Here is a 12,296-nt window from a genome sequence, read left to right as displayed (position 1 = left end):
ATCGGCCCATTAGCGGCCCGTCCGCACGTCTACTTGTTTATTTCAGGGCGCGTACTGCATTTCCCCGTTTCCGAAGGACCAGTTCTCCTTCTTGTTATCAATCAGACTGATCCAGATGTCTTCCTGTCTGTGCCCGGTCCTGTCATGAATGCCTTGGGCGATAGCCTTATAAAACGCCTTCTTCACGTCAATGGTTCGCCCTTCGTTCCAGGCCACCTGAATGAACACGATGTTCTTTGTGTAGGTAATGCCCAGATAGCCCTCAGCCGGATACACCAGTTCATCGCTGGCATGGCGGTGAATGATCTGAAATCGGTCATGTTCGGGCACGTTCGCCGTGCTGATCATTGCTTCGTAAATCACGTCACCGATTGCGGCAACTGTCCCATCGGGTGTGTCGGCGGAGATATCAATCCGTACAAGCGGCATAGCGTATTCCTCTTCAGGCAGTGATGAAGTGACGGACGTAATACTAAAGGGAAATGGAGCCTGACCCACGCCTCCAATTGCCCCATGTCCTGTCTTCTTGATGCGTTTTTGTAGACGAGCAGGTTCGCCAGTTGCAGTGATACCACTGTGAAGGTCCTCTAGCCGGGTAGAAAAGCTCATTGGTGAATTGAATTCATGTGATTCGGTAAAAATGAGCCGAAATCTCGCATCGTTTCTCCAATAGGCTGTGTTCTTTGTCCGGAGGGCGCAGTGAGACTTAGCATTCTTGACCATTCCCCAGTAGACGACGGCTTTACCGCCGGCGATGCGCTATGGGCCACTACGCGGCTGGCGCAAGCAGCCGAGTCTTTGGGCTACGAACGCTACTGGGTGGCGGAGCACCATCAATCCAGGGTTCAGGCGGGAAGCAGCCCCGAGCTGTTGATGATGCAGATTGCCGCCCATACGGAGACGATCAGGGTTGGCTCGGGTGGCATCATGCTGCCGCATTACAGCGCGTACAAAGTTGCCGAGACAGCGCGTGTGCTGGAGGCGTTGTACCCGGGGCGGATAGACCTGGGAGTAGGGAGGGCGCCCGGAGCGGACCAACGCGTCACTCGTGCCCTCAATGATGAGAAGACACACCAGATTCCTTTCCCGGCCAAGCTCAAGGACCTCAAGGCTCTGCTCCTTGATGACAAAGAGGGGGCAGGCGATCAGCCGCAGCCGATCTACGCTGCACCTCGGATCACGACCCTCCCTGAGTTGCACATACTGGGTGCCAGCGGCAGTACCGCTGAACTGGCCGCTCTGGAAGGGATGGGCTTCACGTTTGCGCACTTCATCAACCCCCATCATCAGCAAGGTGTGCTGGCCGCCGAGCATTATCGCGCCAACTTTCGTCCATCAAAACTGCATGCCGCGCCCAGTGTCATCGTTGCTGTATTCGCAGTAGTGGCCGACACCGTCGAGCAGGCCGAGCGGCTGGCGACCAGCTTTGATGACTGGTTGCTGCGGGCAGAGTCTGTTGCCCCAGCCGAGGCGTTGGCGCTGCCCGAGGCGGTCGACCCTACGCAATACAGCGCTGAAGCACGCGATCGAGTCGCGCTCAACCGCATGCGCGTGGTTGTTGGCGACGGTCCGTTGGCGATTCAGCAACTGCAGCGCATCGCGTCGCAGTATCAGACCGATCAGATGATGGTCATCCCCATGATCCCCGGCGAAGCAAACCGACAGCGTGCTATCGAGCTGCTCGCTCGCGCCAACCACGAATCCAACCTTCGCGCCCCACAGCGGGCACTTCAGGAGAACTAATCATGACCTTATTTGAAGCATACGAACTCGGCGCCACAACGCTTGGCAACCGCATCGTCATGGCACCGATGACCCGGTCGCGCGCCCCTGACGACATTGCGACGGAGCAAATCGCCCTGCACTACACCCAACGCGGCACCGCCGGTTTAATTGTTTCGGAAGGCACGCCGATCTCTCGTGAGGGCCAGGGTTATCTCTTCAACCCGGGCATCTATACCGAAGAGCAGATCAAAGGATGGAAGCTGGTCATCGACTCGGTCCACAGCGTCGGCGGGAAGATGTTCGCCCAGCTGTGGCACGTTGGCCGCGTGTCCCACACTTCCATTCAGATCGACGGCAAAGCGCCCGTCAGCGCTACCAGCAAACAAGCCCAAGGCGCAGTTGCCTTTGGTTACACGGAAGACGGGGAGCCGGGTTTTGTGGCCACATCCACGCCACGACCGTTGACCACCGAAGAGGTAGCACGCGTGGTTGAAGATTTCGCCCAGGCTGCTGAAAACGCTATCGCGGCCGGGTTCGACGGGGTGGAAATTCATGGCGCCAACGGCTATCTGCTTGAGCAATTCCTGAATCCGCTGGTGAATGACCGAACCGATCGCTACTCAGCAGACACGCTGGAAAATCGTTTGCGTTTCGTATTCGAGGTCGTCGATGCGGCAGCCGCCAGAATCGGCGCTGATCGAGTGGGTATCCGGATTTCGCCATACGGCCAGTTGTTCGATATGCCGCTGTATCCGCAGATCGACGAAACCTACTCAGCGCTCTGTGCGGGCATGAGCCAGCGCGGCATCGCTTACGTTCACGTAATGGATCAGACCCACTTCTTCATGGCAGAGGAAGGCTCGGCTGCGCAGGAGCAAGCGCTTCGTGACCTGCTCAAAGACTGCAAAACCCAGCTGGGCAAGACCGCATTGATTCTTGCCGGGGACATGACCCGTGAACGCGCTGAAGAGCTGCTCCACGCCGGCCTGATCGATCTGGCGGCATTCGGGCAGCCCTTCATTGCAAATCCTGATCTGGTCGCTCGGCTGAAAAACGGCTGGACGTTGACCGAGCCGGATCGCGACACCTATTACGGCGGCGATGCAAAAGGCTATGTCGACTATCCGCCCTACATGGGCTGATTGAAGAAGCGATGCGTGCCTGTAAGCGTTCAGCGCGAAGGCTGCGATGTGATGCCGAAGGCACGCTTCAGCCAGCGTGCCGTCTACCGATTGTCAATGTTCCATCACGTGGACGTAGGTAGTAACGCTACCTTCACCCAGCGTCAGGTCGCAGCCGCCTGGCTCAACCTACGACCCAACCCGGGCGTTTTACCCGTAACACGCTTGAACGCCCGGCTGAACGCTGCCTGAGACGTATAGCTCAAACGCTGCGCGACCTCTTCAATCGGTACCCTTTCCAGCGTCAGCCACTGGCTGGCAAGCCGCATTCGCACTTCAGTGACGTAGCGCAGCGGGGTCATGCCAATCGTCAGTTGAAAACGCTCTGCAAAGACCGAGCGGGACGTATTGCAGTGCGCCGCCAGTTGCTCGACGGTCCAGTCGAGGCCCGGTTGCTGATGCAGCGCCAGAAGGGCACCTGCCAGCCGCGGATCGCGCAGAGCGGCGACCAGGCCGGAAGCGTTGCCGCAAGCGCACTCGACCCAACCGCGAACGACCATGGCGGCGACCACGTCGGCCAGTCGCGCAAGGATGCCAGCGAAGCCGACGCGTGCGGCGCTGACCTCGCGCTCCATGGTGGCGAGAATAGGCACCAGCCCGGGATAACGCTGGCCGCCGGCATCGATCAGCATGAGGCCCGGCATCAGCTTCCCAAGGCCATGCAGGCTACCCAACTCGAATTCCATGCAGCCACTGAACACCAGCGTGGTCGGCGTGGAGCCGGCATCGGTTCCGGTATCTACGGCGCTGACGGTGTCGCCAAGGGGCTCGCCGTTCAGAAGGTCGATGTCCTGCACGGGCGCGTGCGCATGCGAGAGCAACTGATGGGCTGCGCCGTGGGAGATGAACACGGCGTTACCGGCGGACAGCGCATAGGTCGTCCCGTCATCCATGCGCAGCACCGCATTGCCGACCGCCAGGAAGTGGAACCAGGCATGTCCGGGTTTGGCATCGAAGCCCAGGCCGAAGGTCGGGCCCGCCTGGATGCGCCGGTACTCGACACCGCGCAGGCGCATGCCGCGCAACAGCTCGTTGATGAGATCGGAAGAAAGAGCAAATTGATCTGGTGGCATTGTTCAGGAGTTTCAGTCAAAAAAACGGGTTTTTCGATCATAGATCATCCGGATTCACCCGCCTAGACTGCGGGTCGCAATTGAAGATTGGGAGATCTGTGCAATGACCGACCTTACATGCAATGCCGTACCCGACAGCCGTTCCGGCACCGGGCCGGATGTAGAACCTGCAACCCCCGCGTGGATGGCCGTGTTCTCGTTGGCCATGGGCGTATTCGGTTTGCTGACTGCCGAGTACCTCCCGGCCAGCCTGTTGACGCCAATGGCGAAGGAGCTGGCGGTGTCCGAAGCGCTGGCTGGCCAAGCGGTAACGGTAACCGCTGTGGTGGCACTGTTCGCGGGCCTGTTGGTGCCCGGCCTGACTCGCAGCATTGATCGCCGCTGGGTGCTACTGGGTTTTTCCACGTTGATGATCGCTTCCAATCTGTTGGTCGCGGTTTCCTCCAGTTTCGCGGTGCTTTTGGCGATGCGTATCCTGCTGGGCATCGCGCTTGGCGGGTTCTGGAGCATGGCGGCGGCGGTGGCGATGCGCTTGGTGCCGGGGGCCTTGTTGCCGCGAGCGCTCTCGATCATTTTCAGCGGCATCGCCATCGGGACAGTGGTTGCAGTCCCGCTGGGCAGTTATCTGGGCGGGCTATATGGCTGGCGCAGCGCGTTCTTTGCAGCGGCAGCGGTGGGGGTGGTGACCCTGGCATTCCAGTCGTTCACGCTGCCGAGTCTCGCGCCACGCCGTCCGGCCCGTCTGCGCACGGTACTTGAAGTGCTGCTGCGCCCGGGCATCGCCATGGGGATGTTCGGTTGCGTGCTGGTGCACAGCGGCCACTTTGCGATGTTCACGTATATCCGGCCATTCCTCGAAGGCACGACTGGCGTTGGCCCGCAGGGGCTGTCGCTGATGCTGCTGGGTTTTGGTGTGGCGAACTTTGTCGGCACGTTGGTGGCGGGGTGGTTGCTGACTCGTCACCCGCTGGCCACCCTGGTGTTGATGCCCGCGCTGGTAGGCGTTGCGGCACTGGCGTTGGTCCTGTTGCCAGCCTCTGTGCCAGGGCAGGCCGTCCTGCTGGCGGTCTGGGGCTTGGCGTTTGGCGGTGTGCCGGTGGCGTGGTCGAACTGGGTCGCCAGCGCGGTCCCTGACCAGGCGGAAAGCGCCGGGGGCATGGTGGTGGCGTCTGTACAATCGGCCATCGCCACAGGCGCAGCTGCGGGTGGTGCCATGTTCAGCGTCGGTGGCAGCGCAGGCGTTTTTCTGGCGGCGGCCGTGCTGATGCTGCTGGCCGCGTTGCTGATTGCACTGCGTGTACGAGTTCCTTCGGCAGATGGCGCTGTGCTTAAAGGGCCAGCACTGCATTTGTGATTTGGCGCTCCAAGGGGCGCCGATCGGCCCTAGCGGCTTATCTCTGCCTAGATACCTGCGGCCCCGGGATTCAACTCGGTTACATCTTCGACCAACGCTCCTTGCACAAACCCATCCCTGCACTATGGTTCTGCCTGAGGTAGTACGCGACCGAACCCGATGGGTTGCTTTAGGCGCTTTCGAGCGATGGCAACCAATCGGGGGTTTACATGCAAGAAGTGACACGATTTCACGCGCTGGACAGCCTGCGCGGTCTCTGCGCAATAGCGGTCGTCCTTTATCACACCCATGTCGTCGGCAGCATCACGGAGTGGACGTTCTTCTCCAACGCCGACCTGTTCGTCGAGTTCTTCTTTGTCCTCAGTGGCTTCGTGATGGCTCACGCCTACGGCAGCAAGCCTCATCTGGACGTCAGCCACTTCCTGGTTTCCCGCACCTTTCGCCTGCTACCCCTGCATGTCTTCATGCTGGCGGTATTCATTGGCCTGGAATTTCTCAAATACGCCGCCTACAAAAAAGGTTTTTCCTTTAACCAGCCGCCGTTTACCGGCATCTATGCACCGTCGGAGATCCTGCCCAATCTCCTGCTGCTGCAAAGCTGGACGCACCTGACGGAAAACCTGTCATTCAACACCGCGTCCTGGAGCATCAGCATCCAGTACTGGACCTACATGGTCTTCGCCGCAACCCTGTTCATGGCGTCCACTCGCCGATACCTGCTGTGGACCGTCATCGCCCTCGGCGGATTTGCGCTGCTGTACAGCCAGATTGATGTACTGACCGTCTACGCGCAAAAAGGCCTGGGCTGTTTCTTTGCCGGGGCCTTGGCCTACGGCTTTTTCAACCGCCTCAGACGCTGGATTGCGCCGGGCTTTGCGCTGCTTAGCGTGCTGGAAGCCTTGGCAGCCATCTGCATCTGGTGGGTGCTGACCAGTGAGTTGCCGCAAAAGGTATTGGCGGCGAGCGCGGTGTTTTGCGTCACCATCGTGCTGTTTGCCTTTGATGGCGGGGCGCTGTCGCGGGTGCTCAAGCACGAATGCTTCGCCCGTCTGGGGCGGTGGTCCTACTCCATCTACCTGACCCATCTGGCCGTGCTGTTCTTCGTGATTTCGGCTTTTATGGTGGTGCAGAAAAAAACCGGTTTTGCTGCCGCGCCGATGCTGGATGACATCCGCTACCTGGACACCGGGCACGGCTGGTTGAATAACCTGATGGTGCTGCTGATTCTGGCGGTAGTCGTGACGATTTCCAGCGCGACTTATCACTATGTCGAGCTCAGAGGGCAAGCGCTGGGCAAGCAGCTGTTGCGGCGCAGGATGGTGATGCCCGTCGGTTGACCGTCAATATTTTTAAACCTATCAAACGCATAGCCAGAACTAATTCAGCAATCGCGGGCTCTAGCCGTAGGCTTTGACTCTCAGAACAACCAGAAAGAGAGAGTCCGCGATGTACTTACCCCGCTCCCATATTGCCGCCAGCCTGATTGGCGCGAGCCTGATGGTCAGTTCTGCAGCGTACGCTGACACCCTGACCCGCGACAACGGCGCCGCCGTTGGCGATAACCAGAACTCCCAGACTGCCGGCCCAAACGGTCCGGTCCTGCTGCAAGATGTACAGTTGCTGCAAAAACTCCAGCGCTTTGATCGTGAACGCATTCCGGAGCGTGTCGTGCATGCTCGCGGTACTGGCGTGCATGGCGAATTCGTTGCATCCGACGACGCCTCCGATCTGAGCAAGGCCACGGTCTTCCGCAAAGGCGAGCACACCCCGGTGTTCGTGCGGTTCTCCGCCGTTGTCCACGGCAATCACTCCCCTGAAACCCTGCGTGACCCGCGCGGCTTCGCCACCAAGTTCTACACGGCCGACGGCAATTGGGACTTGGTCGGTAATAACTTCCCGACGTTTTTCATCCGCGACGCGATCAAGTTCCCGGACATGGTCCACGCCTTCAAGCCTGACCCGCGCACCAACCTGGATGACGATTCGCGACGTTTCGATTTCTTCTCCCACGTCCCGGAAGCCACGCGCACGTTGACCTTGCTGTACTCCAACGAAGGCACACCCGCCAGCTATCGCACCATGGACGGCAACGGCGTACACGCCTACAAACTGGTGAACGCCAAGGGCGAAGTCAACTATGTGAAGTTTCACTGGAAAAGCCTGCAGGGCCTGAAAAACCTCGATCCCAAGCAGGTCGCTGAAGTGCAGTCCAAGGACTACAGCCACCTGACCCACGATCTGGTGGGCGCCATCAACAAGGGTGACTTCCCGAAATGGGACCTGTACGTCCAGGTGGTCAAGCCTGAGGACCTGGCGAAGTTCGACTTCGACCCGCTGGACGCCACCAAAATCTGGCCCAATATTCCCGAGCGCAAAATCGGCCAGATGGTCTTGAACAAGAACGTGGATAACTTCTTCCAGGAGACCGAGCAGGTCGCCATGGCGCCCGCCAACGTTGTGCCGGGTATCGAGCCTTCGGAAGATCGCCTGCTGCAAGGCCGAGTATTTTCCTACGCGGACACCCAGCTCTATCGCGTGGGGCCTAACGTGTTGAGCCTCCCGATCAACGCGCCACGGGTCAAGGTCAACAACGGCAACCAGGACGGCCCGCTCAACACCGGTCACACTACGACTGGCGTGAACTACGAGCCAAGCCGACTCAATCCGCGTCCAGCGGCTGAAGAGGCGCGCTACAGCCAACTGCCACTGTCCGGCAGCACACAGCAAGCGAAGATCCAGAAAGAGCAAAACTTCAAGCAGGCGGGCGACTTGTATCGTTCCTACAGCGAGAAGGACCGCAAGGACCTGATCCAGAGCTTTGGTGAATCCCTGGCGACCACCGATACCGAGAGCAAGAACATCATGCTGTCGTTCCTCTACAAGGCAGATCCGGAATACGGCACCGGCGTGACCAAGGTTGCCAATGGCGATCTGGCCAAGGTCAAGCAACTGGCCGCGGCACTGCAGGACTGACCGATCACCCCGACCCGTTTGCACGGCGGGTCGGGGTTTCTGGAGGACATCACATGCGCAGAACCCTTTATGTGTTGCTGCTGTGTCTGGCGGCGGGCGTGGCCCAAGCCAGCCCATCCTATAGCGGCAACGGTGCCGACACTGCCGGCGACACCCAGGCGCAACTTCGGGAGCTGTTTTTCCAGGCCGCCCGAGACGGCCGCCAAGACATGCTCAACGAATTCATCAACGCGAAGTTCGACCTGAACATACAGGACGAAAAAGGCTACACCGCCCTGATTCTCGCCGCTTACCACGGCCAGCAATCGACCGTCACCCAACTGCTCAATGCGGGCGCTGATCCCTGCGCCAAAGATCTGAGGGGCAACACGGCGTTGATGGGGGCGATCTTCAAAGGCGAACTCAGCATCGCTCGCCAACTGGTCGACGCCAATTGCGCGCCCGATCAACGCAATAACGCGGGTCAGACCGCCGCCATGTACGCGGCGCTGTTCCATCGCAAGGATGTTCTTGACGCACTGGCCGCCAAAGGCGCGGACCTCAATGCGACGGACGCCATGGGCAACCGGGTGCAAAACCTGGAACGCGGCGAGTTTCAGCCGTTGTCGTCGAACAGGTGACGGATGCGAAGCGCGTCCGTCAGCCTAGTCAGTCACATCAAACAACACCGCAGATGGTTCTGCCGATGCACGAAATTGTGGGAGCGAGCTTGCTCGCGAAGATGCCAAGGAGTTTGAGCTAAAAGGAACATTGGATGCCGCGCTCATTCAGTTGGGAACAGCTTCGCCAATGGCGCGCGACCATAGTTGATCAACACTGAGAAGACATTCCGCATTTGCGCCGTAAGTCAGCAATGACAGCGCCTCGGTAAGCCGAAGCCAGCGAAATGATGTGTGCTCCGCTGAGAGGACGGGATCTTCCATGCCCGAAACATCTACAGTAAAGACGCGCTCCTCTACTTGCTGAGGCTCCGCACCATAGTGCTTTCGCCATTGCTCCTTGATCGGATAGTGGTGACTGAATCCAGAGTAGATTGGGCTGTTGATGCGCAGCTCAGTTTCTTCGAACACCTCGCGAACTGCCGCGTCCTGGAAGCTTTCCTGATCTTCAAGCGCGCCCGATATGCCCTGAAAGAACGCTGGCAAGTCTAGATCGTTGCGAGCCGCACGCTGGAAAATCAGATACTGGCGTTCGCCTCCCAAAGAACGGGTCAGAAAAACGTGGACTGAGTAAGCACGTCGCATTGAAGTTTTCCTAGGCAAATGCTGGGTGTTGAACGCGCGTTTAGCTTTGCCAGGTTTTGGGTCTCTCACCTGTGCAACAGTGCAGCCTTCGTGCGTGGGAGCGTAGAGCGTAAATAGCCTGATCTGGTTAAGGTGACTCGGGCAAGTCGCCCCTCAAGCACCACTTTCCGGATTCAGTGTTTTCAAAAGCGTGTGGCGACTCCAAGGCCCGCAGTATCCCGGAAGATGCGCAACGATTCGGTAACCGCAGCGTTTATACCAGTCAGCCACCCCGTCATCGAGGGTCTCAATGAGTGCTTCCCGGCATCCACGCGCCAGAGCCAGCGCCTCAAGTCGGTGCAAAAGCTCAGTACCGAGTTTCCGCCCTCGGCAAGCGGCGTCTACCCACAGGTAATTGATAAAAAGACGTCGGAATTCAGTACGGCCCGTCACACCGCCTATCAAGATTCTATCTTCCAATACCATGCAAGCCATAGGGTCTGCAACGCCGCCCCGTCCACGGGACAAGTTCTGACCGTGTTTTATAACGCCTTCCGACACGGCCTGCAGTTGCTGCTCGCTAATGCGGCATGTTTGCCATTCCTTCATGTCATTTCCTTATGTCCGGCGTCTCGACATCCTGTGCAAGTGCCGTTCCTATCGGCGCTCGATTGGCTGTTTGTGACCGCTAATGGTCTTTAGCAAGGAAAGCGCCAACGCCGGATCAACCCCTGGCCGGTTCCCAGATCGCGGGGCAGGCCACGCTCCTGAAAATGCAGGCCAGCCTCAGTCCTCTTCCAACCAAAACCGCAACGGTCCGCCCTGCGCAGGCAGCAGCCGCAATTGCTCGATGGGCGAAACATCCCACCGCTGCACTTTGCCCATCCCTTCAAGGAACCGATGCTCCTGCTCCATCAACGCCGGCGCGCACAATTTGCGGGTGCTGCCGACCGGGCCGAAAGTGATGGCATTGCCATGCAACTGGTATGACGCGAACCAGTGATTGCAGCCGGCGCTATCCCTGATTACTGATTTTGCGTTAGCGCTGATACGTTCAGACGGCCCCTAGGTCATTGGAATTGCGTCACACTGACAGAAGGTAGATGACTTGTTTATTGCTCGCTACTAAGTTGGTATCACTTCGAATGTCCAGCGACGCTCCTTGAAGAATTAACTTGAATTAAAACACGATTACTTGCATACCGCTCATTGGCTATCTGTGCAGTTTAAAAGTGGGGTCGAAGTATTGAATCTGATGCGCGAGGGAAGTATTGTGCATGTATTCTTTCCTATTCGTCGCTAGGATTGGTTGTGGCTTAATTGAGGCTGGCACTACCAGACTTTAAGTTGGCGATGGTTGTGCATTGCTATTTTTTGTCTGACGCTATAAGGTTGCACATTCAGCCTTGCCGTGGCTTTTAACCGGTAATCTTGGGGGTAGTATGTATTTAAAGCGATTAAGTATAGAAAACGTAAGAGCTCTTTCTAATGTGTCGATGGAGTTTGAAAAGGGGAAAGAGGCCGGTTGGCATGTTATTTTGGGTGCTAATGGGTCAGGTAAATCCTCTTTAATAAAATCCCTTGCTCTAATTATAATAGGGGAGAAGGAGGCATACGCCGCTCGCCAGGATTTCAATCGGTGGATAAAGATAGGGGAGTCGAAGTGCAGTATATCAGCAGCATTCAGTAAGGATGGTGATTATGACTATCTGGTGGGTGCGGGGCCGTGGCCATCTAAGTCGATAAATGGGCATGTGCTGATAGAGCAGACTGATGAGCAATTCGGGCGCCCCGTTGAGTTGCGTTTTACTGGGGAGCGTACTCAAAGAACGGTATGGGGAGGTGGTGAGGGTTGGTTTGCTGCTTCTTTCGGACCATTTCGAAGGTTTTCAGGAGGAGACCGAGATTATGATAAGTTATTTGTCACAAATAAACGGCTTGCACCGCATCTTACCGCCTTTGGCGAAGAAGTTGCCCTTACTGATGCGATGACTTGGCTGACATCCCTATTTAGTAAAGCGCTACGGGAAGAGAGATCTGGCGGTTCATCCGATGCGCGAACAACCCTAGATCTAGTGGTACGCTTCCTCAATATCAGTAATTTTCTAGCGCATGGTGCAAGGATTATCGACGTAACAGATGATGAGATAGTAATCAAGGATGGCAATGGAGTCAGCGTAACATTGTCTGAATTGAGCGATGGATACCGCTGCGCGTTGAGTATGGTGATTGAATTGCTCAGGCAGATGTTTGAGATGCACAGCCTAAAATCGATGGTTAAGGCCATGGATAACCAAGAGGGCGTGGTATTAGTCCCAGGCGTCGTTGCCATTGACGAAATTGACACGCATCTGCATCCAACCTGGCAGCGGGACATTGGTGTCTGGCTAAGATCCCGCTTTCCGAAAATTCAGTTCATTGTGACGACCCATTCTCCCATCGTTTGCAGGGCGATTGCAGACAGTGATGGCGTGATGGCAGGCACGGTCTGGAAACTTTCGTCGCCAGGTATGGATAACTCATTTAAGAAGGTCATGGATTTAGAACTGGAACAATTAGTCTATGGCGATGTTCTTGATGCATTTTCGACGGAGCTGTTTGGTCGAAATGTAATCAGGTCCGAGGCGGGAGATAATAAATTGAATCGTTTGGCGCAGCTCAACGCGATCGCCATCGATAGAGATCTGAGTAGTGATGAGACCCTTGAACGTAGCACTCTACGAAAGATATTTCCGGCGAGCGCAGGAAGGCTTGAGGGATAGTTATC

General features: G+C 57.4%; 11 protein-coding genes and 1 pseudogene. 7 read left to right on the top strand and 5 right to left on the bottom strand.

What is annotated here, in order from left to right:
• Positions 1 to 42: 42 nt before the first annotated feature.
• Positions 43 to 609 (bottom strand): tautomerase family protein, encoded by a 567-nt coding sequence (locus AC07VF_RS01010; RefSeq protein WP_342345373.1) that lies wholly within the window; start codon positions 607 to 609, stop codon positions 43 to 45.
• A gap of 90 nt (positions 610 to 699) precedes the next feature.
• On the opposite strand from AC07VF_RS01010, the gene AC07VF_RS01005 reads away from it, so the two are divergent.
• On the top strand, positions 700 to 1,743 hold the full coding sequence (locus AC07VF_RS01005) for an MsnO8 family LLM class oxidoreductase (RefSeq protein WP_192172878.1): 1,044 nt from the start codon (positions 700 to 702) through the stop codon (positions 1,741 to 1,743).
• 2 nt (positions 1,744 to 1,745) lie between these two features.
• Complete coding sequence (locus tag AC07VF_RS01000; protein WP_192172877.1) at positions 1,746 to 2,867, top strand: alkene reductase; 1,122 nt, start codon at positions 1,746 to 1,748, stop codon at positions 2,865 to 2,867.
• 143 nt (positions 2,868 to 3,010) lie between these two features.
• On the opposite strand, the gene AC07VF_RS00995 is transcribed toward AC07VF_RS01000, so the two are convergent.
• Positions 3,011 to 3,979, bottom strand: a complete 969-nt coding sequence (locus AC07VF_RS00995) for an AraC family transcriptional regulator (protein WP_495008824.1) — start codon at positions 3,977 to 3,979, stop codon at positions 3,011 to 3,013.
• A gap of 103 nt (positions 3,980 to 4,082) precedes the next feature.
• Between AC07VF_RS00995 and AC07VF_RS00990 the strand changes: the two genes are divergently transcribed.
• From AC07VF_RS00990 to AC07VF_RS00975, 4 genes are all read left to right on the top strand, one after another.
• Positions 4,083 to 5,333 carry an MFS transporter gene (locus AC07VF_RS00990; RefSeq protein WP_495008825.1) on the top strand — a complete coding sequence of 417 codons (1,251 nt, stop codon included), beginning with the start codon at positions 4,083 to 4,085 and terminating at the stop codon, positions 5,331 to 5,333.
• A gap of 209 nt (positions 5,334 to 5,542) precedes the next feature.
• Positions 5,543 to 6,670: an acyltransferase family protein gene (locus AC07VF_RS00985; RefSeq protein ID WP_495008826.1), complete on the top strand. Its 1,128-nt coding sequence runs from the start codon at positions 5,543 to 5,545 to the stop codon at positions 6,668 to 6,670.
• Positions 6,671 to 6,830: 160 nt separating this feature from the next.
• Positions 6,831 to 8,306, top strand: coding sequence for a catalase KatB (gene katB / locus AC07VF_RS00980; RefSeq protein WP_495008914.1), 1,476 nt, complete (start codon positions 6,831 to 6,833; stop codon positions 8,304 to 8,306).
• A gap of 53 nt (positions 8,307 to 8,359) precedes the next feature.
• Entirely contained in the window at positions 8,360 to 8,926 is a 567-nt protein-coding gene (locus AC07VF_RS00975; RefSeq protein ID WP_495008827.1) for an ankyrin repeat domain-containing protein, read from the top strand.
• Positions 8,927 to 9,073: 147 nt separating this feature from the next.
• Here AC07VF_RS00975 and AC07VF_RS00970 read toward each other — a convergent pair whose 3' ends face one another.
• The 3 genes and pseudogenes from AC07VF_RS00970 to AC07VF_RS00960 all read right to left on the bottom strand — a co-directional run.
• Positions 9,074 to 9,550 (bottom strand): NUDIX domain-containing protein, encoded by a 477-nt coding sequence (locus AC07VF_RS00970; RefSeq protein ID WP_495008828.1) that lies wholly within the window; start codon positions 9,548 to 9,550, stop codon positions 9,074 to 9,076.
• A gap of 153 nt (positions 9,551 to 9,703) precedes the next feature.
• Entirely contained in the window at positions 9,704 to 10,138 is a 435-nt protein-coding gene (locus tag AC07VF_RS00965) for a GNAT family N-acetyltransferase (protein ID WP_495008829.1), read from the bottom strand.
• Between the two features lie 177 nt (positions 10,139 to 10,315).
• A pseudogene (locus AC07VF_RS00960) lies at positions 10,316 to 10,546 on the bottom strand (META domain-containing protein); the annotation flags it as partial.
• A gap of 425 nt (positions 10,547 to 10,971) precedes the next feature.
• On the opposite strand from AC07VF_RS00960, the gene AC07VF_RS00955 reads away from it, so the two are divergent.
• Positions 10,972 to 12,291, top strand: coding sequence for an AAA family ATPase (locus tag AC07VF_RS00955; RefSeq protein ID WP_495008830.1), 1,320 nt, complete (start codon positions 10,972 to 10,974; stop codon positions 12,289 to 12,291).
• Positions 12,292 to 12,296: the final 5 nt, after the last annotated feature.

The sequence above is a fragment of the Pseudomonas sp. GW821-FHT02H06 genome (assembly GCF_059421525.1).
This window is presented reverse-complemented; position numbering and strand designations above follow the sequence as displayed.